Here is a 25,387-nt window from a genome sequence, read left to right as displayed (position 1 = left end):
GATGTCCCGACCGACCGCACAGGGGCTGGAACGACAGCTTCCAACGGATTCCCGCCAACCCCTGTGGTCTGGCTTCAAGGGCATAACGCGGTGTCATCGGGGTGGCGGGAATCTGCCTATCGTGGTGTTCATGCATACCGTCGCGATTCTCGCTCTCGATCATGTGGTGCCGTTCGACATGGCGACCCCGATGGAGGTGTTCGGCCGCACCCGGCTGCCCGACGGCCGGAACGCGTACCGGATCCGGGTGTGCGGCGAGACGCCGGAGGTGCGGACGGACGGGTTCACGCTGCGGGTGGACCACGGGCTGGAGGCGCTGGCGGACGCCGACACCGTGATCGTCCCCGGCTGTTCGGAGCAGGCCGGGCCGCCCTCCGCGCGGGTGCTGGCGGCGTTGCGCGAGGCGGCAGCGGCGGGTACCCGGATCGTGTCGATCTGCGTCGGTGCCTTCGTGCTCGCCGCGGCCGGACTGCTGGACGGGCTGCGCGCCACCACCCACTGGATCGCCGCGGACCTGCTGGCCCGCGAGTACCCACTGATCGAGGTGCAACCGGACGTGCTGTACGTCGACAACGGACAGATCCTCACCTCGGCCGGGGCCGCCGCCGGACTCGACCTGTGTCTGCACCTCATCCGCCGGGACTTCGGCTCGGCGGTCGCCGCCGACGCGGCCCGCCTCTCCGTCATGCCGCTCGAACGCGAGGGCGGGCAGGCCCAGTTCATCGTGCACCGGCACCCGCCGGTCCCGCAGGGTTCGACCCTCGAACCGCTCCTTCAGTGGATCGAGGACAACCTCTCCCACGAGGTCACCCTGGCGGCACTGGCCACGCGGTCGGGCATGAGCGAGCGGACGTTCAGCCGCCGTTTTCGTGAACAGACGGGCAGCACACCGCTCCAGTGGCTGCTGCGCGCCCGGGTCCGACGCGCCCAGTACCTGCTGGAGAACAGCGACCACCCGATCGAACGCGTCGCCCAGCAGGCCGGGTTCGGCTCCCCCACCGCGTTCCGCGAACGCTTCCGCAAGGTGGTCGGCACCAGCCCTCAGGCGTACCGCTCGGCCTTCCACGGCAGGAGGGTCCCAGAAGTGGCGCTCCGCTGACGCTGCTACGCGAGGGCGCGGCCTGCGGCAGCCGCGCCACGCGCCGCCGCCAGCAGGGCGTCCGCCTCGACGATGGCTTCCCGGATGTCCGTGGTGCCCGTCATCACGCACAGGGTGTAGCTGACGTCTTTCAACTCGGCGGCCGTCTGCGGGCGTTGCCTCTCCGCCTGGGAGATACGCAGCACCGCGTACCGGGTGAGCAGTTTCCTGACGGCCTTCGGGTCCGGCACGAGCACGGAGCGCCCCTCTCTCGCTTTCCGCTCCCTGTGCCCGGCCGGCTCCGGATCAAGCACACCACCGAGAGATCCGTTCAGGCGACCTGCCCGCCGTGCAGCGCCGTGTACGCCCCGCCCCGGCGCAGGAGTTCGTCGTGCGTGCCGACTTCGAGGATCTCCCCGTCGCCCATCACCACGATCCGGTCGGCGCCCCGGACCGTGGACAACCGGTGCGCGACCACGAACGTCGTACGGCCGCGCAGCAGTCGGGCGAGGGCCTGTTGGACGAGGGCCTCCGAGCGGGTGTCCAGGGCCGAGGTCGCCTCGTCCAGGACGAGCACCTTGGGATCCCGGATCAACGCCCTTGCGATGGCGAGGCGTTGACGCTGCCCGCCGGACAGCCGGGCCCCGCGCTCTCCCACCAGGGTCTCCAGCCCCTGCGGCAGCTTCTCCACGAACTCAAGGGCGTTGGCGTCCCGCAGCGCCGCGCGCACGGACTCCTCGTCGGCGTCGTCCATGCCGTAGGCCACGTTGTCGCGGATCGTGCCGTCGAAGAGGATCGACTCCTGGGGGACGACCGAGACGAAGCGGCGGTAGGTGCGCAGGTCGAGGGTGTTCATGTCGGTGCCGTCCAGCAGGAGTTGGCCGGCGGTGGGGCGGATGAAGCCGATGACGAGGTTGAGGACCGTGGACTTGCCGGCGCCGGACGCGCCGACGAGGGCGACGGTCTCGCCGGGTGCGACGGTGAGGGTGAAGTCGTGGACGGCGGGGCGGAGTTGGCCGCCGTCGTAGGTGTGGCCGACGCTCCGGAAGGTGACGGCTCCACGTACCGCGGTGACCATCTCCTTGCCCTCGTTGTCCTCCAACTCGGGCGCCTGGAGCACCTCGCCGACCGAACGGACCGATTCCAGACCCTTCGTGATGACCGGGGCCAGGCCCATGAGGGTCGTGGTGGAGTTGGTGAGGGTGGTCAGGAAGGCGCTGAGCATGACGACGTCGCCTGCGGTGACTCCCCAGACGCCGTAGTACGACACCAGGGCCGCGCCGGCCAGGACCAGGACGCCGACCACGTTGAGGACGACCCAAGCCAGTGAACCGAAACGGCCGTTGAGGAGGTCGAGGCGGTTTCCGGTGGTGAGGAGGCGGCGCAGGGTGCCGTCCATCCGGCGCAGGGCCTTGCCCTCCAGGCCGTGGGCGCGGGTGACCGGGATGAGGCGGGTCATCTCCGTGACGCGTGAGGAGAGGGTCTCGACCTCGTGGCGGAAGTGCTCGTTGTGGGTGCGCAGGCGGGCCCGCAGCCGGGACACCAGCAGCGCGGCGACCGGCACGACGACCACGAAGACGGGCACGAACTCCGGTGTCCGGAAGCCGATGATGACCAGTCCGCCGGTGAGCACGGTGATCGCGCCGAGCCCGGTCTCGGCGGTCTGCTGGACCATCTGCTCGACCGTCTCCACGTCCCGCACGACCTTGGCCTGGAGCACTCCGGCGCTGACCCGGGAGTGGTAGCCGATGGAGAGCTGCTGCATCCGCGTGCACAGTGCCGAGCGCAGGTCGGTGCCCATGCGGCGGACGCTGCCGTAGAGGAGGCGGACGTAGAGGACGTGCAGGGGGTAGTTGATCAGCAGGATGAACAGGATGACGCCGGTGCTGATCCAGAGTCTGCTGACCGGCTGGTGCTGGACGACCGTGTCGATGATGGACGCGGTGATCAGCGGGAGCAGCCAGATGGGGCTGTGCTTGACCGTGAACACGGCGACGGCCAGGGCGAGGCGTCTGCGGTCTTCGTGGAACAGGTAGGCGAGGGTGCGGATCGGGTGTTCGTCGCGGTAGCGGTGGTCGAGCGGTTTCTCCGTGGACGACGCCATCGGTGGTGGTCCTCCCCCTGTGACCGGTCGGCGGGCAAGCGCTTTCTTCCCTTGCCCGCCACAACTACACCTCCAGCGTCACCGCCTTCTCAGGCGGCGTCCAGCTCCGCGAACTCTTCGGCGGAGAGCGTCAGTTCGGGTGCGGCGGCCGAGTCGCGGATCGTCTCGGGGCGGCTGGCGCCCGGGATCGGTACGACGACCGGTGACTTGGCGAGCATCCAGGCCAGGCACACTCGCTGCGGGCTGACGCCGTGCTTCTCGGCGATCCGGGCGAACGGCGCGTAGGCGGAGCCGAGTTCACCGGCTCGCGCGATGCCGCCAAGGGGGCTCCAGGGCAGGAACGCGATGCCGAGTTCGTCGCAGAGGTCCAGCTCCGGTTCGCTGGAGCGGAAGGCCGGGGAGAACTGGTTCTGCACGGCGACCAGCCGCCCGTCGAGAATCTCGTTGGCGAGCCGGATCTGCTCCGGGTTCGCGTTGGAGATCCCGGCGAGCCGGATCTTGCCCTCGTCGAGCAGCTCCCGGATCGCGCCGACGGAGTCCGCGTACGGGACCCTCGGGTCGGGGCGGTGGAACTGGTAGAGCCCGATGGCCTCCACGCCCAGTCGGCGCAGGGACGCCTCGCAGGCCTCCTTGAGGTAATCGGGGCCGCCGTTCAGGGTCCAGCTGCCGTCCCCGGGACGCAGATGTCCGCCCTTGGTCGCGACCAGGACGTCCGCACCGCGGTCGTGGGAGGCGAGGGCCTTGGCGATGAGGGTCTCGTTGTGTCCGACCTCGTCGGCGTGCAGGTGGTAGGCGTCCGCGGTGTCGATCAGCGTCACGCCCGCGTCAAGGGCGGCGTGGATGGTGGCGAGGGAGCGTGCCTCGTCCGGCCGTCCCTCGATCGACATGGGCATACCGCCCAGGCCGATGGCACTGACCTCGACGTCACCGATACGGCGGGTGTCCATTGCTCGTGCTCCTCTTCCGGTTTTCCGGCCGTCACGCAGAACCGTGCCGTCCCGCGCCGCCGGACGACCGGTCGGGTCGCGGCGGGCAGGACTCGTCCTCCAGCCTCTCCGGCCCGGGTCCGCAGGTCCAATAGAAGAAATCGAACGCATCCAGCAGCGGGACTGCTCAATCGGTGAGTCGTGGGAAGGGCTTGCGCACCTGCCCTGTTCGTGTGACACGCTCACCGGCGACCGGCCGCTCGGACCGACTCCGGTGGTCACCAGGTTCGCCCCGCGGATTCGACCCGTGAATTCGCCCCGTGGAGAGGCAGCGCCATGCGCATCGGACTGCTCGGCACCGGCCCTTGGGCACAGATGGCACACGCTCCCGCCCTCGCCGGGCACACGGAGTGGGACTTCGCGGGCGTGTGGGGCCGCCGCCCCGACGCCGCCAAGGAACTGGCCGACGAGTACGGCGTACCGGCCTACGACGACGTCGACGCCCTCCTCGCGGACGTGGACGCCGTCGCCGTGGCCCTTCCGCCGTCCGTGCAGGCCGAGTTGGCGGTGCGGGCCGCGCGGGCGGGCCGGCATCTGCTGCTGGACAAGCCCCTCGCGCCCACGGTGGAGCAGGGCCGGGCGGTGGTCGACGCGGTGCGGGAGGCCGGGGTCGCGTCGGTCGTGTTCTTCACCACCCGCTTCCTGCCGGAGACCGAGGCGTGGATCGCCGAACAGGCCGCCGCCGAGGGCTGGTTCACGGCTCGGGCCGAGTGGCTGGGCTCGGTGTTCACCAGCGACAGTCCGTTCGCCGCCTCGCCCTGGCGGCAGGAGAAGGGCGCGCTGTGGGACGTCGGCCCGCACGCGCTGTCCGTACTGCTGCCGGTGCTCGGTGACGTCCGTCGGGTGGCGGCGGCCGTGCGGGGTGCCGGGGACACGGCCGTGCTGGTTCTCGACCATGTGGCCGGTGCGTCGAGCACACTCACCCTGAGCCTCACCGCGCCGCCCGCGGCGGCGGGGGTCGCGGTCGAACTCCGGGGCGCGACCGGGGTGACCAGCCTTCCGGACAGCGCGGGCAGCGCGGTGTCCGCTCTGGTCCGGGCCGCCGACGCGTTGAGCGAGGCCGTCCGCACGGGCCGACCGCATCCGTGCGACGCGGCTTTCGGGCAGCGGGTCACGGAGATCCTGGCGCAGGCCGAGGCGATGGCGGCCGGAGAAGCCGTCTGAATCAGTCACCGCCGGGCGCCTCCTCGCCCTCGTCCTCATCGTCGTCGAACGGCTCGTCGCTCCACCGGAACCAGGCCTGCTCGCCCTCGATGTGCAGCAGGAACTCGGGCACGGGCCCGTCCGGCGAGGTGAGCGTGACCTGCCGCCGGATCTCGTCGTAGGCCTCCTCCCAGCGCGTCCAGTCGTCGTCCGCCCGGGCCAGGGCGAGTTCCCGCGCGAACAGGTCCCGTACGGCGTCGAACCCCGGGCCTGCGGTGAACTTGCCCGACAGCCAAGGGAAATCGGCGTCGTCGATCAGGATCTCCCCGACCGGTTCCCCGGCCGTCTCCTCGCTCCCGCGCACCTGCCAGACCTCGCCGACGAACCCCATGCCCGCCTCCATCCCGTCGTAGAGCGATTGCCGTAGATCGACCTGCCGCCAGCATGGCACCCGGCACTGACAGTCGGCCCGGCACGGATCACGTACCGGGCCGACTGTCCCGCACGGCTACGGGCCGGTGCGGCTACTCGACGTACTGGAAGTTGGCGCGCTCGCGGATGACCGGATAGCCGACCGCTGCGAAGTGCGCGGCCATCGGGAAGTTGCCCTGGTCCGTGGCGGCGGCGATGAACTCGGCGCCGCGCTCGGCGAGATAGTGGGTGCACTCGGCCAGCAGGTCGCGGGCGTAGCCGTGGCCGCGCTGTTCCGGTACGACTCCGATGAAGCCGACGCAGGGGCCCGTCGGGTTGTGGGCCGGGATGTGGATACCCGCGAGGTCGCCCTCGGGGGTGCGGGCCACCTGCCACCACTCACGCGGGGACGGGCACCAGCGGAAGAAGTCCATCTCCTCCTGTGCGGCCTGCTCGACTCCCCCTTGGCGGACGGCCCGTTGGGCGTGGGCGTCGAGGGTGACGGAGTGGATGCGGCGCAGTGCGTCGAAGAACACGGCGTCGTCGGGTTCGGGGGCGAAGTCGAGACGTCCGGGGCGTTCGGGCAGGCCGCACTCCGGGGTCCATCGGTAGATGAACCGCTCGACGAGGAGGTCGTAGCCGGCCGCGCGCAGGGCGGTGAAGCGGGCTTCGGCGGCGGCACGGGTCTCGGGACTGTCGCGCCAGCCGGGAGGAAGGTTCAGTTCCACGTCGACGCGCCAGGGTGCGTCACGCAGGAGTTCGGCGCCTGCCTCCTCCTCGCCCTCGGCCAGGTCGAAGCAGTCGACGGTGAGGGGTTCGGTGTCGTCGGGGCCGCCCCACCAGGCGGCGCGCGCGACGACCGTGCCGTCACGCAGGGCCACCCGCTGCCAGTCGGGACGCCAGGTCGTCAGCCGGTGTTCGGCTCGGGCGCCGAGCGGGTCGGGAAGTGCGTCGAAAAGGTGCGCGTCGTTCTCGTCGAGCGCGCGAATGACCAGATCGGTCATGGATTCCTCCGGGATGCGTACCGCGTGAAGCGCTCCCGGTCAGGTCAGTCGAGGCACACCGGGTCAACAGGGAGGGAGCGCTGGGGTGTTGTGAGCCTCATGGCACTCGCCTCCTTCCGTTGGTCTCATGGCGTGCATGCGCACGCTAGGGGATCGAGCTCCCAGGCGTCCAACGCTTTTCGGACCGGCCCGGCGGAGCGGAACTCCACCGGGCCGGTGCAGATCACTTCGGCAGTTGTCCCGGGTCGGTCGCCCAGCTCGTGTCGGGCTCGGTGGCGAGCCGGAAGTCCAGCCTGCCGCCCTTCAGCGTCAGGGCCGCGCCGGTCCAGGAACGGGTGAGGTCACGGCCGTCGAGGCGTACGGCGTCGACGTACGGGTGGGTGTCGTCGGCGTCGGGTGCGGTGATGACGATGTCCGTGCGGCCCGGCCGGTCCAGGACCGCCTTCGGGAAGAGCGGCGCGCCGAGCAGCAGGGCGGCGCTGCCCGGGGTGCGCGGATAGATGCCGAGGGCGGAGAGGACGTACCAGGCGGACATGGTGCCGAGGTCGTCGTTGCCGGGCAGGCCCTTGGGTCCGGTGCCGTACGCGGTGTCGAGGATCTGGCGGACCGTGGCCTGCGTCTTCCAGGGCAGGCCGAGGGAGTTGTAGAGCCAAGGAGCGTGGATGTCGGGCTCGTTGGTGGGGTCGTAGCGCAGCGCGTCACCGCCGCGGACCGACCACGCCCCGTCCGCCGTGTGGAAGAACCCGTCGAGCCGGGTGACGGCCGTCTCGCGTCCGCCCATCGCCTCGGCGAGGCCCCGCACGTCCTGCGGGACCATCCACACGTAGGCGGCGGCCGAGCCCTGGGCGAAACCGAGGTCGCTCGCCGGGTTGAACGGGGTCACCCAGGTGCCGTCGAGGTTGCGGGCCTGGATGTAGCCGGTGGCGGGGTTGAAGACGTTGCGCCAGTAGGCGCCTCGCGCTTCGAAGTCCTTCGCCTCCTGCGCCCGCCCCAGCAGTGTCGCCCACTGCGCGAGGGCGGAGTCGGCGACGGCGTCCTCCAGGGTCTCGGCGGCGCCGCCCCAGCAGTGGCACGCGTTCTGGGCGGCGTAGTGGGAGGTCATGTACTGGGCCAGGTTGGGGCGTTGGCCCACGCACTGGCCGGGGCAGCCGGCGTCCGAGAGTTCGTCCGGGTTGGGCACGGTGGCCTGGTGGACGAGGGAGTCGAAGGCGCCCTTGTAGTCGAAGTTCCGTACGCCCATGGCGTAGAAGGTGGCCAGGGTCGCGGCGGACGGGTCGCCCGTCATCACGTGGGTGGCGCCGCTGATGTGCACCCAGCGGTCCCAGACTCCGCCGTTCTGCTGGGCGAAGTTGTAGAGCGATTGAGCGAAGTCGCCCGCGACGGTGGGCTCCAGGAGCGCGAGCAGCTGGATCTGGGCGCGGTACTGGTCCCAGCCCGAGAAGTTGCTGTACTGCGCCCGCTGGCCGCGCGCCAGCCGGTGGACGGCCTGGTCCATGCCCCAGTAACGGCCGTCCGTGTCACTGATCAGGTTCGGTTGCATGAGGGCGTGATAGAGCGCCGTGTAAAAGGTCTGGCGGCGGGCGGGGGTGCCGCCGTCGACACGCACGGTGCTCAGTTCGCGGTCCCACGCGCGGGCGCCCGCCCGGGCCACGTCGGCCACGCGCGCGTGCGGGGCGATCTCCTGGCGGAGGTTGGTCTCGGCTCCGGAGAGGCTGACGTAGGAGATGCCGATCCGCACGTGGACATCGTTGTCAGCCGCCGTGTCGAAGCCGACCCAGCCGCCGGATCCGCGTCCCGCGCGGTCGGCGCCGGTGGCGTACCCCTCGCCTCCGGAGGCGGTCGTCGAACCGGGTGAGACCGTGCTGTCGTGCCAGGTGCCCACCGAGGAGAAGTCGCGGTCGAAGGAGGCGCTGAAGTAGAGCCGGTAGTAGCTCTTACGGTTGTTGACGCCGCCGTTGGCGCGGCGCCCGCAGAAGGCCCCGGTGAGGACCCAGCCGGTCACCTTGCGGTGGTCGGTGTCGATGTCGACGTGTGCGTCCTCGCTGCCGTTGAGGGAGTTGGAGACGCGGAAGAGCAGGCTCGCCGGGCGGTCGGCGGGGAAGGTGAAGTCGGCGACTCCGGCGCGCTTGCTGACGGCCAGGTCGGCGGTGGCGCCGGAGGCGAGGCCGAGGGTGTAGCGGCCGGGGGTGGCCTTCTCGTCGGTGTGCGCGAAGTTGGACGCGTAGACGGCGTCCTTGGTGTCCGCAGACGGTGACGAGGTGACGTCGCCGACGAACGGCATGATCGGTACGTCGCCCGCCGCGCCCGGGTTGCAGCCGGCGCCGTTGACGTGGGTGAGGCTCAGGCCGCGGACGCGGGTGGCGCCGTACTCGTAGCCGTTGGCGGCTCCGGTGCTGGTCTGGTCGCCGGTGGTGCTGGTCGGGGACCAGGCGATCATGCCGCCCGGGAGGGTGGCGCCGGGGTAGGTGTTGCCGCCGTTGGAGGATCCGATCAGCGGGTCGACGAGGGAGGACAACTCGCCGGAGGTGCCGGTCGCCGCGGCGAGGGCGGGGAAGGGGGCGGCTGCGGCGAGCGCGGTCGTGACCGCCACGGCCGCGACTCCGACGCCGAACCGCCTTGCCGTGCCCAGTAGTTGGTGACGCATGCGTCAAGTCGCCTTTCGGGGAAGGGACATGGGGGCCGAAGACACAGGCCGAAGAGACATGGGGCGTCGTGAGGCTAGGAGGCCGCGCGATGGGAGGGAAGAGGCACCCGGGTACAGGTGATGAAGCGCGGGTGAACGCTTCGCCGGGCGCTTAAGTGGTCCTTAAGCACGGATTAAGCCACCCATCCTTCCTCGTTCTCGCAGGTCAGCGCGGTGGCGACTTCTCCCCGACCCGTTGGCCGAGGCAGCGGTCGTGCGTAATATCAGGCCCCGGCGGCGGTGTCGACGCACGCTGTGAGAGCGCTCTCAAAGCGTCGGCACCGTCCGCTCCGAACGGCCCGACTCGCCCGGAGGCCCCCCACATGACTCCCCCGACCCCCCGCCATCAGCGCACGCTCGGCCGCCGCAAACTCCTCTTCGCGCTCGGAGGCGCCGCGGTGGCCGCGCCCGCACTCGCCGCGCTGGCACCGCACGCCCTCGCGGACACCAAGTCCATGGAGACGAGCGCCGATCGGGCCGGCGGGCTTCCGCTGACGCTGGTCAACAACAGCGGTTCGTTCGACAACGCGAACGTGCACGTCTACATCGTCGGCAACGTGGACGGCAGACAAGTGCGGGTGACCCCCGACGGAACGCCGGCTCCGATAGCGCTCTCGGACAACGGCGCCGACGGCTTCACGGACTACGCGATCAGTCTCGACTCCGGTGCGGAGACGACGATTTCGCTGCCGTACCTGTCGGGCCGCATCTACGTCTCCCTCGGCGCGAAGCTCAAGTTCAAGGCCGTGGCGGACGGCAATGGCGACCCGGCGCTCCAGTACCCGGCCGGCTGGGTGACCTCCGACCCCAACTACGAAGTCCTGCACGACTGCGCCGAGTTCACGCACAACGCGGCGGGCATGTTCTGCAACACGACGATGGTCGACATGTTCAGCGTGCCGTTGAGCATCCGGCTGACCGGCGCGCAGGACCAGACGACGGGCACACTGCGCGACGGCGGGCGGGCGTCGGTGTTCGCCGCGGTGCGGCAGGTCGAGGCGTTCGCTCCGCTCGTCGTGTCCGACACCCGGGTCATCGCACCGGGACACGGACTGGACGCGGGACTGTTCGCCGCGGACTACTTCGCGCCGTACGTCGACGAGGTGTGGAGCGCCTACACCGGCAGGGACCTCACCGTCACCACCGACGCGGGCGCCTTCACCGGGCGGGTGCGCGCCGACCGGTTCGCCTTCACCGGCCCCGCCCCGGTCTCGTTCGCGAAGCCGTCGACCCGGGACGTGCTGTTCTGCGACGGCAACCTGGCCGCCCCGAACGACGGCACCACGGGCCCGGTCGCGGCCGTCCTCGGCGCGGGCTTCAACCGCTCCACGCTCCTGTCCGACCCCGCCCAGCCCACCACCGACGCTTCGGCGTTCTACGGCACCGACCTCACGAACCACTACGCGAAGGCGGTCCACGCGGCCACCGCCGACGGCAAGGCGTACGGCTTCGCCTTCGACGACGTGGCGGACTTCGCGTCGTACGTGCAGGACACGGCACCGACGGGGATACGGCTGACGCTCACGCCGTTCTAGGCGCTCGGCGTGCGGGGCCGGTCCCGCCGTAGGAGCGTGGTGGTGTGGGAAAGGTGCGGGGTCTGGTGGCGCGCCGGAACCGGGAGCCGGCCCGGCGAGGCTGGCTGCGGGGCGCGCCGGCGCCGCGGTGGGTGCGGGTGCTGCCGGGTGTGCTGGTCGTCGGTGTGGGCGTGGCGACGCTGGTGAGCCCGAACCCGCTGGACATCGGCTTTGTGCTGGGTGCCATTCCGCCGCTGGCCGGTCTGTCGTACGGTCCGGTGGCGACGGTGCTCTTCGGCGGGCTCAGCGTCGCACTGCTGACCGTTCCGGCCTTCCACCTCAACGATCCGGGCAGTACGGACCTGTTGACCATCTGCTTCGTGGCGTTGCTGAGCGTGTTCATCTCGTTCGTACGGAGCCGTCGCGACGCCCAGCTCGATCTGGAGCGCACGGTCGCCGAGGCCGCGCAGCGGGCCGTCGTGCCGCCGTTGCCGGAGCGGGTGGGGCGGGTGCGGTGTGCGGGGCTGTACCGGGCGGCGCAGCGCGGGACGCTGGTCGGGGGTGACTTCTTCGACGTGCGGGACGGGCCGTTCGGGGTGCGCGCGGTGATGGGGGATGTCCAGGGGCACGGGCTGTCGGCCGTGGCGACGGTGGCTTCGCTGCTGGGGGCGTTCCGGGAGGCGGTGCTCGACCGGCCGGAGCTGGCGTCGGTGGCGGCGCGGCTCGACCGCAGGCTGGTGGTGGATTCCGCGCGGTCGCCGCACGCGGAGTTGTTCGCCACGGCCGTACTGCTGGAGTTCTCGGCGGACGCGCGGGCGGTGCGGATCGTCGCGTGCGGGCATCCGGCTCCGGTGTTGCTGCGCGCGGGGCGGGTCACGGAGATCGACATCATGCCGTGGACGCCGCTCGGTCTCGGTCTGGCCGACTCGGGGCCGCTCGGCGCGGTCACCGTGCCGCTGCTGCCCGGGGACCGGCTGTTCCTGGCGTCCGACGGGGTGTGGGAGGCCCGGGACGCCTCCGGTGCCTTCTATCCCTTCACCGGCCGGCTGGGCGCGCTCGCCGACGGGGACTCGGCCGATCTGGCGGAGCGGGTGTGGGCCGATGTGCTGCGGCACTCGGAGGAGATCCGGGACGACGTCACCATGCTCGTCCTGACACCGGACGACTGACGTTCACCTCGCCTCCTGCTCCCCCTCCGCGTCGATGTGCGGCAGGATCCGGTCCAGGAACCGGGGCGTCCACCAGGCGTGCCGGCCCAGCAGGGTCATGACGGCGGGCACCATCAGCAGCCGTACGACCGTGGCGTCGATGAGGACACTGACGGCCAGGCCGAGGCCGAGCATCTTGACCACGATGTTGTCGCTGAGGACGAAGGCCGCGAAGACGCTCACCATGATCAGCGCGGCGCAGGTGATGACCCGCGCGGTGATCTCCAGGGCGTGCGCGACCGACGCCTCGGCGTCGCCGGTGCGCAGCCAGGCCTCGTGGACGCGGGAGAGCAGGAAGATCTCGTAGTCCATGCTCAGGCCGAAGATGATCGCGAACATCATCATCGGGACATAGCTCTCGATGGGGACCTTGCCGGAGACGCCCAACGACGGGCCGCCCCAGCCCCATTGGAAGACGGCGACGACGACGCCGTAGGAGGCCGCGATCGAGAGCACGTTGAGGACGGCGGCCTTGAGGGCGACGAGCAGGCCGCGGAACACCGCGAGGATGATCAGGAAGGCCAGGGCCACGACCACGCCGATGATCAGGGGCAGCCGGCTCGACACGATGTCCCGGAAGTCGACCTGGGCGGCCGTGGTGCCGGTGACGTAACCCTTCGCGGCGGTGCCGTGGACGGCGTCCGGGAGGGTGTCGTGGACGAGCCGGTTGGTGAGGTCGGTGGTGGCGGCGCTCTGCGGGGACTGCTTGGAGTAGACCGTGCCGACCAGGACGTCCCCGTCCTTGGTGGTCGTCAGCGGGGTGACCTTGGCGGCGCCCTGCACCCCGTCGAGGGTCTTCTGCGCCTGGGTGGTGAGGTCCTGGCGCTGGGAGGACGGGACGCCCGTCTGGTCGATGACGACGGTGAGCGGGCCGTTGGAGCCCGGCCCGAAGGCGTCGGTCATCAGGTCGTAGGCGCGCCGGTCGGTGAACGAGGTGGGGTCGGCGCCGTCGCCGATGTGCCCGAGCTGGATCGAGAAGACCGGGATCGCGAGGACGACGACCGCGGCAACACCCGCCGCGAGGAAGGTCCACGGCCGGTGTTCCACGCGCTGCGCGTAGCGGTGCCAGGTGCCCGTGGGTTCGGCGCCCGGCTCGGCGTCGGTCTCGGCGACCGGGCGGCGGACCCGGTAGCGGTCGATCCGCTTGCCGATGAGCCCGAGCAGGGCGGGCACGAGGGTGAGCGCGCCGATGACCGCCGACACGACCGTCACGGCGGCGGCGAGTCCGAGTTTGCCGATGAAGGGCACGCCGGACACGAAGAGTCCGGCGAGCGCGATGATCACGGTGCAGCCTGAGACGAGGACGGCCCGGCCGCTGGTGGCGGTGGCCTGTCCGGCGGCGCGCACGGGATCGCTGCCGTTCATGAGGTTCTGCCGGTGACGGGTGATGAGGAACAGGGCGTAGTCGATGCCGACACCGATGCCGATCATCGTCGCGAGGGTCGGTGACACCGTCGCGAAGGTGAACGCCGCCGCCAGCAGTCCGAGGCAGGCGAGCCCGCCGATCACGCTGATCAGCGCGGTCACCAGAGGCATCGCGGCGGCGATCACACTCCCGAAGCCGATCAGCAGGACGACGATCGCCACGGCGAACCCGATGAGTTCGCTGACCCGGTCGTCGGCGACGGGCCGGGCGAGTTCGCCGAGCGGTCCGCCGTACTCGACCTGGGCGCCGGCGGCGCGCAGCGGTTTCACGGAGGTGTCGACGCCGTGGAGGTAGCCGTCACCCAGGGTGGACGGCTGGACGTCGAAGCGGATGGTGATGTAGCCGGTCTTCGCGTCGGACGACAGGGGGCCCACGTTCGGACCGGTGGACGTCGGTGGCTGCGTTCCGGGCTGTGGCAGCGGGTTCTGCACCGACAGGACGTGCGGGAGTTTCTGCAGGTCGCCGACTGTCTCGGACATCTGCGAGCTCAGTGAGGTGAGTGGTTTGTCCTTGTCGTGGAGGACGATCTGGCTGCCATAGCCCCCGGCCGCCGGATCGTGTTCCTTCAGGACCTGCTGACCGTGGTGGGACTGTACGCCGGACAGCGAGAAGTCGTCCGAATAGTCGCCCCCGAAGGACCTGTTGAGGACCTGGAGCGCGGCCAGCGCGACGAGCCACCCGACGATGACGATCACGAAGTGCCGGGCACACCATTCCCCCAGCCGCCGCAGCACCCCCTTGGCTGTAGTCCCGCTGCCCCCTGCACTGGAATCCGTGGGCGTCATGACCTCGGCCTTTTCCGCCAGGGGACATTTCCGACATCCCCATTAGACGCCCACGGGATCACTACGGCATCTCGGGCCCGCGCTCAGCCTCCGGTCACCCCACGTCCCACAGGAACCGGTGGGTGTGGATGCCGAAGTACGGGAACGACCGGACGCTCCTGACCCCTTCGATCGGCCGCACCACGTCGTTGACGAAGTCCAGCAGGTCGCGCGGTCCCGGGGTGACCACTTCCGCGAACAGGTCGAAGCCGCCGGAGGTGAGCACGGAGTACACCACCTCGTCGCGCAGCGCGAGTTCGTCGGCGACCGTACGCGGGTCGCCGTCCACCTCGATGCCGAGCATGGCCATGGCCTGGCCGCCCATGGCCATCGGGTCGGTCACCCCGACGACCTGAACGGCCTTGGAATCCAGGAGGCGTTGGAGCCGCTGCCGGGCGGCCGACGCCGACAGACCGACCTTCGGTCCGAGGTCGGCGTAGGCGATCCGTCCGTCGGTCTGCAGCTCGCGCAGGATGGCCCGGTCGATGTCGTCCACGTGCTTGTTCTCCAACTCCCTGTGTCAGTGCGCCAGTTCGGCGAGCGCGTCGGCGAAGACCCGGGTGTGGGTGTCGACGTCCTGCTCGGTGGTGTCGGGGCACATGAGCGCCATGCTGTGGAACGGGGTGAGCAGGATGCCCCGGTTGGCGAGGTAAAGGTGCAGGAAGTCCTCCAACTCCGGGTCGCCCGCCGCCTCGGACTCGGTGCCGGTGCGCGGGGCCGGGGACGCGAAGCGGTACTCGCTGCGGGCGCCGAGGCGGCTCACCGTCCAGGGCAGCGCGTGGGCGTCGATGCCCTCCTGCACACCGGCGGCGAAGCGTTCGGACAGCTTGGCCATGTGGGCGAACGCCTCGTCGGTCAGGACGTGTTCGAGGGTGGCGCGCATCGCGGCGACGGAGAGCGCGTTGCCCGCGAGGGTGCCGCCGACCCCGCCCATGTCGACCAGGTCCAGGTCGGCGCGGCCGAGCAGCCGGTCGGCGAGTTCGACGGAGAGGCCGTAGGCACCGGCCGGGATGCCGCCGCCGATCGCCTTGCCGATGGTGAGCAGGTCGGGTTCGAGGTCCCAGGCGGCGGTGCAGCCGCCCGGTCCCGCGGAGAAGGTGTGGGTCTCGTCGATGATGAGCAACGTGCCGTGGCGCGCGGTGAGTTCGCGTACGGCGGCCAGGTAGCCGGGCTCGGGCAGCACGATGCCGATGTTGGTGAGCGCGGGTTCCATGAGGACGGCGGCGACGTCGCCGTGCGCCAACTCCCGTTCCAGCTGGGCGGGATCGTTGAACTCGGCGACGCGGCTGGTGAGCGTGACATCGCAGGGGGCGCCGACGTTGCCGGGGCGGGCGGTGCCGTGGCCGTCGGGTCCGACGACGATGAGCGACTCGTCGACGCTGCCGTGGTAGCTGTAGCTGTTCACCAGGATCTTGGGGCGGTCGGTGACGGCCCGGGCCAGCCGGATCGCCCAGCGGTTGGCGTCGGTCGCGGTGAGCGAGAAGCTCCAACGGGCAAGCCCGAAGCGGCGGGTGAGTTCCGCGCCGACCCACTCGGCGTCCTCCGTGGGCAGCATCGCCGTGGCACCGCCCTGTTCGGCGAACCGGCGCTGCACCGCCTCCGCGACCACGGCGGGCGAGTGGCCGGCCATGGCTCCGGTGTCGCCGAGGCTGAAGTCGATGTACTCGTGGCCGTCGATGTCGGTGACGCGGGCGCCCCGGGCGGTGTCGAGGTAGCGGGGGAAGGCTCCGGCGGTCTTGTTCATCCAGGTCATCGGCACCCGCCCGAAGAGATGCTCGGCGCGGGCGTAGGCGGCCTTCGAGCGCGGATTGCGCCGCTCGGCCTCGGCGCTCTCCCGGGCGAGCAGGTCCTGGAGGCGAGTGCGGTCCATGGGATACCCCGGTGGTGTCGACGACGGAATGTCCGGACCATACGACCGATAGTGCCGCACCAGCAAGGGATCACCGCGGAATCAGCTGTCGCAACGATCGATTCGTGTTCACGTTCCACTGCGCGGCCGGGTCGGATCAACGAGCGTGCGGTGATCCCGCCGAACCGCCGATCCCGGCCGACGGGTGGAACAGGTCCCGCCCGATGGGCGTGCCTGATGTACCGACCCCGCCAACGCAACTCCCTTTCTCCACAAGCCATTTCAGACACTTGACGCAGAAGTGAACAGAGGCCTGTCAGTTTCGGAGGGAACTCCCGCTACACCGTGCGAGAGCGGTCGATGACGGTGTGTACTGTGCTCCGGGCACCCCGCCTCAGGGGTTCGAACTCAGCCCTGCCCGACTTCGCTTGGACTCGATTCGATGACCGAATTACCGGACCTGGTGACCGGTGTGCTCGCCGCCGGCACGCTGTCCGCACTGGCGCTCGGCGCCGGACTGCTGCGGTCGCGGCGTCAACGTGCCCTGCAGCGCGCGGAGATCACGGAGCTGCGGGACCGACTGGTCGGCGTTCAGGCGGCGTTGGAGGCCGAGGTCGAGCATCTCGCCGTCCAGCGGATTCCGGCCGTCGCCCGGCAGTTGACGCATCCACGGGTGGCCGTGCCGGGACCGGCGCAGCCGCAGTTCATCGGTTCGCCCCTCGGGATCGCCCTCGAAAACGTGCTCAGCACAGCGCGTTCGGAACTCACCGCGCAGCGCACCCGTATCGACGCCGCCGCGCAGGCCGGGATGCGCGGGGCCACCCGGGAGATCCAGGCCGCGCTGTACCGCCTGCAGGACGCCTTGCGGGCGCTCCAACAGCGGTACGACGACCCGGAGTTGACGCAGACCCTGTTCATGCTGGACCACGAGAACGAGCAGTCGCTGCGCCGGGCGCAGGTCACGGCCGTCGTGTGCGGGGCCTGGGTCGGGCTCGCCCGTGAGGACTCGCACCTCGTGGAGGCGGTGACCGGCGGACAGGCCCGGCTCGCCGGGTACCACCGGGTGCGGGTGCACAATCACCTGGAAGCCGGTACCGCGTTGGTCTCGCACGCCGTCGAACCGGTCGCGATCATCGTCGCCGAGCTCCTCGACAACGCGCTGCGGCACTCCGCCCCGGACACCGAGGTCGTGGTCAACCTGGAGCACGTCCATCACGGCGTCTGCGTCACCGTCGACGACGCCGGCCTGGGCATGACCCCGGACGAACGCGAGCACGCCCGGCGGACGGTGGCCGGTACCGACCCGGTCCTGCTCACCGACCTGGGCGATCCGCCGCGCATGGGGTTCGCCGCGATCGGCCGCCTCACCCGGCAGTTCGACCTCGGTGTCGACGTGTCCTCGCCCTCCCCGTACGGCGGTGTCCGCGCGGTCCTGCGCATCGACAGCCACCTCCTGAGCCGGATCGACCCCGAGCGGCAGCCGCCCGCGGCGGGCGCCCCGCGCTCCACCCGTCGGGCCCCCGCTCCCACCCGCGCGCCCGCACCCGCACCCGCACCCGCACCCGCACCGACCCACTCCTACGGCTCCGAGCGTGACGAACAGGTCGCGGCCGACGTGCCCGGGCACCAGGCCGTCCCCGACGTCGGCGGACTCCCCCGACGGCGCCGCCGCACCGCGGTCGCCGCCGCGAACGCGCAGAACGCCCCGGCCGCCCAGAAGACGCAGACCGCCCCGGCACAGCCGGAACGGTGCCCGGAGCAGGCCGCCGCCGCGCTCGGCGCGCTCCAGTCCGGCACCGCCGCCGCGCGCGCCGCGAGTGAGGGCGCCGGGACCGCCGTAACGGAGGAGTCCGCGGGACCGCGGCCGGCGGTGCGCGACATCGATCAGAAGAACCACGGGAACGACTACGAGGGGGGAGCGGCTAGATGATCAGCCGCGATGGGGGCGACACGGCGTGGGTGCTCGATCCGATCCTGGAGGTGCCGCATGTGGTGGCCGCAGTGCTGCTGACCCGGGACGGGCTGGTGCGGGGGTACACCGACGCGCTGTCCCAGGCCTCGGGCGAGCGGGTCGCCGCGATCACCAGCACGGTGCAGGGGGCGTGCCGTACCGCCGCGGCGGCGTTCGCCGACCGGGAGGACGCCGAGATCCGCCAGGTGGTGATCGAGTCGGACCACGGGTATGTGCTCATCGTCCCCACGGATCACGGGACTTGTGTGGCGGCCTACGGCGACACCGAGGTGCGTCTCGACCTGCTCGCGCACCGGGTGCACTCGCAGGTGGCGCGGCTGGGCGAGAAGGCGATGGCCGCCGCTCCGCGGGGAGTTGACGGCGGCACGTCGGCATGACGGGTCGCCGCGGCGGCCGTCCTCTGGTCCCCGCGTATCTGTCGACCGGCGGAGTGGCCCGGCCGAGCCGTCCGCAACTGGAACGGCTGACGGTGCTCTCCGGCAGCGGCGAGCCCGTACCGGCCGGGCTGCCCGCGGCTCAACTCGCCCTGCTGGACGCGCTGTACGGCGGTTCGCTGACGGTACTGGAGGCGGCGGCCCTGCTCGAACTGCCGGTGTCCGCCGTTCGGGTCCTCGCCGCCGGTCTCCTCGACCTGAACCTGGTGCTCGCCCGCGCCCCGATCCCGCCCGCCGAACGCTTCGACCCCGACCTGCTGAAGAGAGTGGCCGATGGCCTACGCGCCCTCAAGCACGACTAGCGGCATCCATCTGCCGGACACCGCCAAGGAGTTGGTGAAGATCCTGATCGCCGGTCCGTTCGGGGTGGGCAAGACGACCCTGATCGACTCGGTGTCGGAGATCCGGCCGCTGCACACCGAGGAGCGGTTGACCGAGGCGTCCGTCCACGTGGACGATCTCGACGGGGTGCGGGAGAAGTCGACGACGACCGTCGCCATCGACTTCGGGCGGCTCAGCCTCCCGGGCGGGATCGTGCTGTACCTCTTCGGAACGCCCGGGCAGGAGCGGTTCCGGGCCCTGTGGGAGGACATCGCCCACGGCGCGCTCGGGGCGCTGGTCCTGGTCGACAGCCGCCGCATCGACGCCTCCTTCGACATGCTCGGTCTGGTCGAGGAGAGCGGGCTGCCGTACGGCGTCGCCTTCAACACCTTCCCGGACGCGCCCCGGCACCACACCGACGAACAGCTGCGCGCCGCCCTGGATCTGGCACCCGACACCCCGCTGGTGACCTGCGACGCCCGGGACGCGAACTCCTCGATCGACGCGCTGCTCGCCCTGGTCCAGCACCTGATCGACCGCGACCCCCCGGAGCACCGGTGACCACTTCTTCCCCCACCCGACCCGTCCGGCTGTGGGAGGACGGCTTCGCGCTGGATCCCTACGACTACTACGCCGCCCTGCGCGCCCAGGGGCCGGTCGGCTGGGCCGAACTCGCCCCGGGCGTACCGGCGTACGTCGTCACCGAGCGGCGGGCCGCGCTGGAGCTGCTGCGCGACACCGTCACGTTCTCGCACGATCCCCGGCCGTGGGAGTCGACCGTCGCCGAGGACTCACCGGTCCTCGGGATGATGCGCTGGCGGCCCAACTCCCTGTTCGCGGACGGCGCCGCGCATGTCCGCTACCGTGCTTCGCTGATCGACGCCTTCGACCGGATCGAGCCGCACGACCTGCGGGACCGGGTGCACCGGGCGGTGCATGTGCTGGTGAGCCGGATCGGGCCGCGCGGACAGGCCGATCTGGTGGGCGAGTTCGCCCGGCCGCTGATGGCGCTGGTCTTCAACAGCCTGTTCGGACTGCCCGACAGCCAGAGCGAGCGGCTGGACCGGGCGCTGGGTATGATGATCGAGGGCGGCGCCCAAGCGGCCGAGGGCGAGGCCGAGTTCGGCGGCTACGTCCTCGAACTCATCGCCGCCAAGGCGACGTCACGCGGCGACGACCTGACGAGCTGGCTCCTTGACCATCCGGCCGGGCTGAATCCGGAGGAGGTCGCCTGGCAGGTGTTCCTCACCCTGGGCGCGGGGCACGAGCCGACCGCGAACCTGGTGTCCAACGCCCTGTCCCGCATCCTCGGCACCTCGGTCTACTACTCCACGCTGACCAGTGGCGCCCGCCCGGTCATGGACGCCGTGGTAGAGGTCCTGCACCACGAGACCCCGCTCGCCAACTACGGGATCCACTACGCCCGTTCGCCCGTCACGTTCCACGGCACGTGGATCAGACCGGCGATACCGGTCGTCGTCTCGTACGGCGCGCTCGCGCACTTCGCCGAGCAGGAGGTCGTCAGCGGCCGGCATCCCAAGGACGCCTCGCACCTGTCGTGGTCGGCGGGTCCGCACGCCTGCCCGGTCAAGCGGCACACGCTGCTCATCGCGACGGAGGCGATCGAACGGCTCACCCTGTGGCTGCCCGACCTCGAACCCGTCGTAGCACGTGAGCAGTTGACCTGGCGGCCCGGTCCCTTCCACCGCTCGCTCACGTCGCTGCCCGTCCGGTTCAGCCCCCGCTCCCCCGACCAGCCAGGAGACCCGTCGTGACCGTGTCCGACCGCATCGTCCTCGACCCGTTCGGCGCCGACATGGCAGCAGAGAGCGCCAAGCTGCGTGCCCTCGGTCCGATCGTGCCCGTCGAACTGCCCGGCGGCATCCCCGCCTGGGCGCCCACCGGCTACGACGTCCTGAAGGAACTGATCCTCGACCCGCGGGTCAGCAGGGACCCCCGGCTGCACTGGCGACTGTGGCCCGAGATGGGCGAACACCCCTCCTGGGGCTGGGTGTTGGGCTGGATCGGCGTCATCAACATGCTCTCCACGTACGGTGCCGACCACACCCGCCTGCGCAAGCTCGTGGCGCCGAGCTTCACGCACCGGCGCACCGAGGCGATGCGGGCCCGGGTGGAGACGATCACGGCGGAGCTGCTCGACGCGGTGGCGGCCGTCGAGACCGGGGCGGTCGACATCAGGGCCGCCCTCGCCCAGCCCCTGCCGATGCGGATCATCTGTGAACTCTTCGGCGTACCGGACGAGTTGGTGGCCGACACCGGGCGGCTGATCGCGGCCATCATGGACACCTCCGACCCGTCCCCGGAGCACGCGGCCTTCGTCCAGCAGCAGATCGGCACCGTGCTGCCCGCGCTGATCGCCCACCGCAGTGAGCACCCCGGCGACGACCTCACCACCGAACTGATCCGGGTGCGCGACGAGGACGGCGACCGGCTCAGCGACGAGGAACTGCTGTACACGCTGCTGCTGGTGATCGGCGCGGGCTTCGAGACGACGGTCAACCTCATCGGCAACGCGATCGTCGCCCTGCTCAAGCGCCCCGAGCAGCTCGCGGACGTACGCTCCGGGAAGATCACCTGGGACGCGGTCGTGGACGAGACCCTGCGCGTCCACCCGTCCATCGCCTCGCTGCCGCTCCGGTTCGCGGTCAGTGACCTCACCGTCGGCGACATCACCGTCCCGGCCGGGGACGCCATCATCACCACGTACGCGGCGGCCGGGCTCGACCCCGCGCACTACGGCCCCGACGCGGACGTCTTCGACGCGGCCCGTGGGGCCGACGACCACCTGTCCTTCGGCATCGGCGTGCACCGCTGCATCGGCGCGCCGCTCGCCCGCGTGGAGGCTCTCACGGCGCTTCCCGCGTTCTTCGACCGCTTCCCGGACGCCCGCCTCGCCGTCGACGCGGACACCCTGCGCCAGGTGCCGTCCTTCATCGCCTTCGGCTGGCAGGAGATCCCGGTACGCCTGCACGGCTGAACCGGAACGGCTCCGCCGCGGCCTCGGAGGGGAGCCGCCGGCGGAGCCGTGCTGCCCGGGTTCGGGGGAGAGCCCCGAGCGCACTTGTCGGCTTCCCCGGTTTCGCCGGGGTACGCCCGTGCGAATCGGGCGACGCGAGGGCCCGCGCGGCGACCCGCGGCCGTACGGCATAAGCTCGGCGGGTGGCCAAGTACTTCGACGTGCACCCGGACAACCCACAGCCTCGCACCATCTCGCAGGTCGCGGACAGTGTGCGGTCGGGTGCGCTGATCGCGTATCCGACCGACTCCTGCTACGCGCTGGGCTGCCAGCTCGGCAACCGTGACGGCATGGAGCGGATCCGTACGATCCGGCAGCTGAACGACCGGCACCACTTCACGCTGGTGTGCCAGAACTTCGCCCAGCTGGGCCAGTTCGTGCACATCGACAACGACGTGTTCCGGGCCATCAAGGCGTCCACGCCCGGCAGTTACACCTTCATCCTCCCGGCGACGAGGGAGGTGCCGCGCCAGTTGCTGAACGCGAAGAAGAAGACCGTGGGCGTGCGCATCCCCGACCATGTCGTCACCCAGGCGCTGCTGGCCGAACTGGGTGAGCCGCTGCTGTCCAGCACTCTGCTCCTGCCCGACGAGGAGGAGCCGATGACCCAGGGCTGGGAGATCAAGGACCGGCTCGACCACGTGGTGGACGCGGTGCTCGACTCCGGGGACTGCGGCACGGAACCGACGACCGTCATCGACTTCTCCAGCGGCGAGGTGGAGATCGTCCGCAAGGGTGCGGGGGACGTCTCGCGCTTCGAGTGACCCCGGCGGCGGGGCCCCGATCGGGCGTGCCACGATGATCGGAACACGCCGCGCCGGGCCGGCAGCCGGCCCGGCGCCGATCCGCTGGGAGGCACCCCCGCCATGACCGCCGTACAGGGCACAGCCGTGGACATCTCCACCGAGGACGGCATCGCCGACGCCTATCTGGTGCATCCCGGCGACGAGCTCCCCCGTCCGGCCGTGCTGCTCTACCAGGACGCCTTCGGACTGCGTCCGCACCTGAAGTCGATGGCCGACCGGCTGGCCGAGGCCGGTTACACGGTCCTCGTACCGAACGTGTTCTACCGGCACGGTCGCGCGCCCGTGGTCGAGTTGCCGGAGTTCATCGATCCCGAGGCACGGCCGGACATCTTCCAGAAGGTCGGCCCGCTGATCATGGGGCTGACGCCCGACCTGGTCGAGCGGGACGCCGGTGCCTATCTGCGCTGGCTGGCCGAGTCCCCCGTGGTCGCCGACGGGCCGGTCGCGATCACCGGGTACTGCATGGGCGCCCGGCTCGCGCTCTACACCGCCGGCGCCTACCCGGACCGGGTGGCGGCGGTGGGCGGCTTCCACGGCGGGCGACTGGCCACCGACGACGCGAACAGTCCGCACCTGGCCGCCGAACACATCACCGCCGAGCTGTACTTCGGCCACGCCGACCAGGACTCCTCGCTGCCCGAGGACCAGATCAAGCGGTTCGACGACGCGCTCACCGCGGCGGGCGTCCGGCACCGCTGCGAGGTCTATCCGGGCGCGCAGCACGGCTACACGCAGGCCGACACGTCGTCGTACAACGCGGAGGCCGACGAGCGTCACTGGGTCGCACTGCTCGACCTGCTGGAGCGCACCTTCTGATCGAGGACCGCGTTTCCTGATTCAACCCAGGTGCCCACGGAGCGAGTTGCCGTGGGCACCTTTCGTTCAACTCATTGACACACACACGGCTCGGCGCGACTCTGAGAGCGCTCTCACACAGGTACGGACCAATTTCTCGTACACCCCCCACACGGAGGTGAGTAGTGCTCGGCAGAATCCTGCGCCGACTGGGCGCCGCGACCGCGGTGGCCACGATGCTCGCGCTGGCCACACCGCTGACGGCGGACGCGGCGGTGCCCGCCACGATCCCGCTGAAGATCACCAACAACTCGGGCCGCGGCGACGTGGTCTACATCTACGACCTCGGCACCAACCTCGCGACCGGCCAACAGGGTTGGGCCGACGCGAACGGTACGTTCCACGCCTGGCCGGCCGGCGGCAACCCGCCCACCCCGGCACCGGACGCGTCGATCGCGGGCCCGGCGGCCGGACAGTCCGCCACCATCCGGATCCCCAAGTTCTCGGGCCGCATCTACTTCTCCTACGGCCAGAAGCTGGTGTTCAAGCTGACCACCGGCGGCCTGGTGCAGCCGGCCGTGCAGAACCCGACCGACCCGAACCGCAACATCCTCTTCAACTGGTCCGAGTACACGCTGAACGACTCCGGGCTGTGGATCAACAGCACCCAGGTGGACATGTTCTCGGCACCGTACGCGGTCGGGGTGCAGCGGTCCGACGGGAGCACGGCCAGCACCGGACATCTCAAGTCGGGTGGCTACACAGGATTCTTCAACGCGCTGCGCGGGCAGCCGGGCGGCTGGGCCAACCTGATCCAGACCCGGTCGGACGGAACGGTCCTGCGAGCGCTCTCACCGACGTACGGCATTGAGACGGGCGCCCTGCCCAGCACCGTCATGGACGACTACATCAACCGCGTCTGGTCGAAGTACGCGTCGTCGACCCTGACCGTGACACCGTTCGCCGACCAGCCGAACACCAAGTACTACGGCCGGGTCTCGGGCAACGTCATGAACTTCACCAACAGCTCCGGTGCGGTCGTCACCACCTTCCAGAAGCCCGACGCGGCCAGCATCTTCGGCTGCGCCAAGTACCTCGACGCACCCAACGACCTGGTGCGCGGCCCGATTTCACGCACACTGTGCGCGGGCTTCAACCGCTCCACGCTCCTGGTCAACCCCAACCAGCCGGACACCACCACGGCGAACTTCTACCAGGACGTGGTGACCAACCACTACGCCCGCAAGATCCACGCACAGATGGCGGACGGCAAGGCGTACGCGTTCGCGTTCGACGACGTCGGCGCCCAGGAGTCGCTGGTCAACGACGGGAACCCGCAGCAGGCCTATCTGACGCTGGACCCGCTGAGCTGAGGAAACCGGAACACCCCGCACGCCTGGGGGCGCGTGCGGGGTGCCGGACGGAACAGGTCGAGCGGATCAGCTGGTCGTGACGGCGGTGTCGTCGATCACGAAGCTGGTCTGGAGCGAGGAGTCCTCGACCCCGCTGAACTTCAGCGCGACCGTGGTCCCCGCGAAGGCCGACAGACTGAAGGACTTCGCGACATATCCACTGGCCGCGTTGAGGTTCGAGTAGGTGGCCAGGGTGGTCGATCCGGCGGTGACCGTCAGCTTGTCGTAAGCCGTGCTGGTGCTGGTCTCCGCCGTGTCGACGTGCAGGTAGAAGGTGAACGTCGTCCCCGTGCAGCCGCTCGGGACCGTCACCGACTGGGACAGGGTGTCGGTGTGGGTCGAGCCGTAGCCGTCGAGCCAGGCCTTGTACGAACCGGTGC

Annotated in this window: 22 protein-coding genes and 1 pseudogene; 13 read left to right on the top strand and 10 right to left on the bottom strand. The window is 70.7% G+C overall.

Going from position 1 to position 25,387, the window contains the following annotated elements; translation table 11 throughout:
• Window positions 1–130: 130 nt before the first annotated feature.
• Window positions 131–1,099 (top strand): GlxA family transcriptional regulator, encoded by a 969-nt coding sequence (locus OC490_RS41270; protein ID WP_262063186.1) that lies wholly within the window; start codon window positions 131–133, stop codon window positions 1,097–1,099.
• Window positions 1,100–1,104: 5 nt separating this feature from the next.
• On the opposite strand, the gene OC490_RS41265 is transcribed toward OC490_RS41270, so the two are convergent.
• From OC490_RS41265 to OC490_RS41255, 3 genes are all read right to left on the bottom strand, one after another.
• Window positions 1,105–1,335, bottom strand: a complete 231-nt coding sequence (locus OC490_RS41265; RefSeq protein ID WP_262063185.1) for a DUF5133 domain-containing protein — start codon at window positions 1,333–1,335, stop codon at window positions 1,105–1,107.
• A 74-nt stretch (window positions 1,336–1,409) separates the two neighbouring features.
• A complete protein-coding gene (locus OC490_RS41260; RefSeq protein WP_262063184.1) occupies window positions 1,410–3,182 on the bottom strand; it encodes an ABC transporter ATP-binding protein in 1,773 nt (590 codons plus the stop codon).
• A gap of 89 nt (window positions 3,183–3,271) precedes the next feature.
• Window positions 3,272–4,129 carry an aldo/keto reductase gene (locus OC490_RS41255; protein WP_262063183.1) on the bottom strand — a complete coding sequence of 286 codons (858 nt, stop codon included), beginning with the start codon at window positions 4,127–4,129 and terminating at the stop codon, window positions 3,272–3,274.
• Between the two features lie 315 nt (window positions 4,130–4,444).
• On the opposite strand from OC490_RS41255, the gene OC490_RS41250 reads away from it, so the two are divergent.
• Window positions 4,445–5,332, top strand: a complete 888-nt coding sequence (locus OC490_RS41250) for a Gfo/Idh/MocA family protein (protein WP_262063182.1) — start codon at window positions 4,445–4,447, stop codon at window positions 5,330–5,332.
• 1 nt (window position 5,333) lies between these two features.
• Here OC490_RS41250 and OC490_RS41245 read toward each other — a convergent pair whose 3' ends face one another.
• From OC490_RS41245 to OC490_RS41235, 3 genes are all read right to left on the bottom strand, one after another.
• Window positions 5,334–5,702: a hypothetical protein gene (locus OC490_RS41245; RefSeq protein ID WP_262063181.1), complete on the bottom strand. Its 369-nt coding sequence runs from the start codon at window positions 5,700–5,702 to the stop codon at window positions 5,334–5,336.
• Between the two features lie 133 nt (window positions 5,703–5,835).
• The gene (locus OC490_RS41240) at window positions 5,836–6,726 is read right to left on the bottom strand and encodes a GNAT family N-acetyltransferase (protein ID WP_262063180.1); all 891 of its coding nucleotides are present in this window, start codon (window positions 6,724–6,726) and stop codon (window positions 5,836–5,838) included.
• Window positions 6,727–6,949: 223 nt separating this feature from the next.
• A complete protein-coding gene (locus tag OC490_RS41235; RefSeq protein WP_262063179.1) occupies window positions 6,950–9,370 on the bottom strand; it encodes a GH92 family glycosyl hydrolase in 2,421 nt (806 codons plus the stop codon).
• Window positions 9,371–9,732: 362 nt separating this feature from the next.
• On the opposite strand from OC490_RS41235, the gene OC490_RS41230 reads away from it, so the two are divergent.
• Window positions 9,733–10,944, top strand: a complete 1,212-nt coding sequence (locus tag OC490_RS41230) for a beta-1,3-glucanase family protein (protein ID WP_262063178.1) — start codon at window positions 9,733–9,735, stop codon at window positions 10,942–10,944.
• A gap of 44 nt (window positions 10,945–10,988) precedes the next feature.
• Complete coding sequence (locus OC490_RS41225; protein ID WP_410099244.1) at window positions 10,989–12,092, top strand: PP2C family protein-serine/threonine phosphatase; 1,104 nt, start codon at window positions 10,989–10,991, stop codon at window positions 12,090–12,092.
• Window positions 12,093–12,095: 3 nt separating this feature from the next.
• On the opposite strand, the gene OC490_RS41220 is transcribed toward OC490_RS41225, so the two are convergent.
• The 3 genes from OC490_RS41220 to OC490_RS41210 all read right to left on the bottom strand — a co-directional run bounded on the left by OC490_RS41220 (window position 12,096) and on the right by OC490_RS41210 (window position 16,251).
• Window positions 12,096–14,342, bottom strand: a complete 2,247-nt coding sequence (locus OC490_RS41220; protein ID WP_262063177.1) for an MMPL family transporter — start codon at window positions 14,340–14,342, stop codon at window positions 12,096–12,098.
• Window positions 14,343–14,436: 94 nt separating this feature from the next.
• Window positions 14,437–14,877 carry an Lrp/AsnC family transcriptional regulator gene (locus OC490_RS41215; protein ID WP_262063176.1) on the bottom strand — a complete coding sequence of 147 codons (441 nt, stop codon included), beginning with the start codon at window positions 14,875–14,877 and terminating at the stop codon, window positions 14,437–14,439.
• Between the two features lie 24 nt (window positions 14,878–14,901).
• The gene (locus OC490_RS41210) at window positions 14,902–16,251 is read right to left on the bottom strand and encodes a transaminase (RefSeq protein ID WP_262063175.1); all 1,350 of its coding nucleotides are present in this window, start codon (window positions 16,249–16,251) and stop codon (window positions 14,902–14,904) included.
• A 421-nt stretch (window positions 16,252–16,672) separates the two neighbouring features.
• On the opposite strand from OC490_RS41210, the gene OC490_RS41205 reads away from it, so the two are divergent.
• The 9 genes from OC490_RS41205 (at window position 16,673) to OC490_RS41165 (ending at window position 24,968) form a co-directional block, all read left to right on the top strand.
• A complete protein-coding gene (locus OC490_RS41205) occupies window positions 16,673–18,160 on the top strand; it encodes a sensor histidine kinase (protein ID WP_262063174.1) in 1,488 nt (495 codons plus the stop codon).
• A complete protein-coding gene (locus OC490_RS41200; RefSeq protein ID WP_262063173.1) occupies window positions 18,157–18,579 on the top strand; it encodes a roadblock/LC7 domain-containing protein in 423 nt (140 codons plus the stop codon). The genes OC490_RS41205 and OC490_RS41200 overlap by 4 nt, the downstream gene beginning before the upstream one ends.
• Window positions 18,576–18,938, top strand: coding sequence for a DUF742 domain-containing protein (locus tag OC490_RS41195; RefSeq protein WP_262063172.1), 363 nt, complete (start codon window positions 18,576–18,578; stop codon window positions 18,936–18,938). Before OC490_RS41200 ends, OC490_RS41195 begins: the two co-directional genes overlap by 4 nt.
• Window positions 18,910–19,518, top strand: coding sequence for a GTP-binding protein (locus OC490_RS41190; protein ID WP_262063171.1), 609 nt, complete (start codon window positions 18,910–18,912; stop codon window positions 19,516–19,518). Before OC490_RS41195 ends, OC490_RS41190 begins: the two co-directional genes overlap by 29 nt.
• The gene (locus tag OC490_RS41185; RefSeq protein ID WP_262063170.1) at window positions 19,515–20,732 is read left to right on the top strand and encodes a cytochrome P450; all 1,218 of its coding nucleotides are present in this window, start codon (window positions 19,515–19,517) and stop codon (window positions 20,730–20,732) included. The genes OC490_RS41190 and OC490_RS41185 overlap by 4 nt, the downstream gene beginning before the upstream one ends.
• Window positions 20,729–21,955 carry a cytochrome P450 family protein gene (locus OC490_RS41180; RefSeq protein WP_262063169.1) on the top strand — a complete coding sequence of 409 codons (1,227 nt, stop codon included), beginning with the start codon at window positions 20,729–20,731 and terminating at the stop codon, window positions 21,953–21,955. Before OC490_RS41185 ends, OC490_RS41180 begins: the two co-directional genes overlap by 4 nt.
• A 182-nt stretch (window positions 21,956–22,137) precedes the next feature.
• Window positions 22,138–22,758, top strand: coding sequence for an L-threonylcarbamoyladenylate synthase (locus tag OC490_RS41175; RefSeq protein ID WP_262063168.1), 621 nt, complete (start codon window positions 22,138–22,140; stop codon window positions 22,756–22,758).
• 102 nt (window positions 22,759–22,860) lie between these two features.
• Window positions 22,861–23,616 (top strand): dienelactone hydrolase family protein, encoded by a 756-nt coding sequence (locus tag OC490_RS41170; RefSeq protein ID WP_262063167.1) that lies wholly within the window; start codon window positions 22,861–22,863, stop codon window positions 23,614–23,616.
• A 164-nt stretch (window positions 23,617–23,780) separates the two neighbouring features.
• On the top strand, window positions 23,781–24,968 hold the full coding sequence (locus OC490_RS41165) for a glycoside hydrolase family 64 protein (RefSeq protein ID WP_262063166.1): 1,188 nt from the start codon (window positions 23,781–23,783) through the stop codon (window positions 24,966–24,968).
• A gap of 66 nt (window positions 24,969–25,034) precedes the next feature.
• Here the strand turns inward: OC490_RS41165 and OC490_RS41160 are convergent.
• Window positions 25,035–25,387 (bottom strand): annotated as a pseudogene (locus OC490_RS41160) (immune inhibitor A); the annotation flags it as partial.

Source organism: Streptomyces sp. STR69, from assembly GCF_024519455.1.
In the GTDB taxonomy this organism is placed as follows: Bacteria; Actinomycetota; Actinomycetes; order Streptomycetales; family Streptomycetaceae; genus Streptomyces.
The sequence above is the reverse complement of the archived record's forward strand: the minus strand, read 5'-3'. Positions and strand labels throughout refer to the sequence as shown.

Bases quoted from the DNA above. Each gene is read 5' to 3' on its own strand.
- OC490_RS41270 (WP_262063186.1), top strand. From the start codon at position 131: ATGCATACCGTCGCGATTCTCGCTCTCGATCATGTGGTGCCGTTCGAC.
- OC490_RS41260 (WP_262063184.1), bottom strand. From the start codon at position 3,182: ATGGCGTCGTCCACGGAGAAACCGCTCGACCACCGCTACCGCGACGAA.
- OC490_RS41255 (WP_262063183.1), bottom strand. From the start codon at position 4,129: ATGGACACCCGCCGTATCGGTGACGTCGAGGTCAGTGCCATCGGCCTG.
- OC490_RS41250 (WP_262063182.1), top strand. From the start codon at position 4,445: ATGCGCATCGGACTGCTCGGCACCGGCCCTTGGGCACAGATGGCACAC.
- OC490_RS41245 (WP_262063181.1), bottom strand. From the start codon at position 5,702: ATGGGGTTCGTCGGCGAGGTCTGGCAGGTGCGCGGGAGCGAGGAGACG.
- OC490_RS41240 (WP_262063180.1), bottom strand. From the start codon at position 6,726: ATGACCGATCTGGTCATTCGCGCGCTCGACGAGAACGACGCGCACCTT.
- OC490_RS41235 (WP_262063179.1), bottom strand. From the start codon at position 9,370: ATGCGTCACCAACTACTGGGCACGGCAAGGCGGTTCGGCGTCGGAGTC.
- OC490_RS41230 (WP_262063178.1), top strand. From the start codon at position 9,733: ATGACTCCCCCGACCCCCCGCCATCAGCGCACGCTCGGCCGCCGCAAA.
- OC490_RS41220 (WP_262063177.1), bottom strand. From the start codon at position 14,342: ATGACGCCCACGGATTCCAGTGCAGGGGGCAGCGGGACTACAGCCAAG.
- OC490_RS41210 (WP_262063175.1), bottom strand. From the start codon at position 16,251: ATGGACCGCACTCGCCTCCAGGACCTGCTCGCCCGGGAGAGCGCCGAG.
- OC490_RS41205 (WP_262063174.1), top strand. From the start codon at position 16,673: ATGACCGAATTACCGGACCTGGTGACCGGTGTGCTCGCCGCCGGCACG.
- OC490_RS41200 (WP_262063173.1), top strand. From the start codon at position 18,157: ATGATCAGCCGCGATGGGGGCGACACGGCGTGGGTGCTCGATCCGATC.
- OC490_RS41195 (WP_262063172.1), top strand. From the start codon at position 18,576: ATGACGGGTCGCCGCGGCGGCCGTCCTCTGGTCCCCGCGTATCTGTCG.
- OC490_RS41190 (WP_262063171.1), top strand. From the start codon at position 18,910: ATGGCCTACGCGCCCTCAAGCACGACTAGCGGCATCCATCTGCCGGAC.
- OC490_RS41170 (WP_262063167.1), top strand. From the start codon at position 22,861: ATGACCGCCGTACAGGGCACAGCCGTGGACATCTCCACCGAGGACGGC.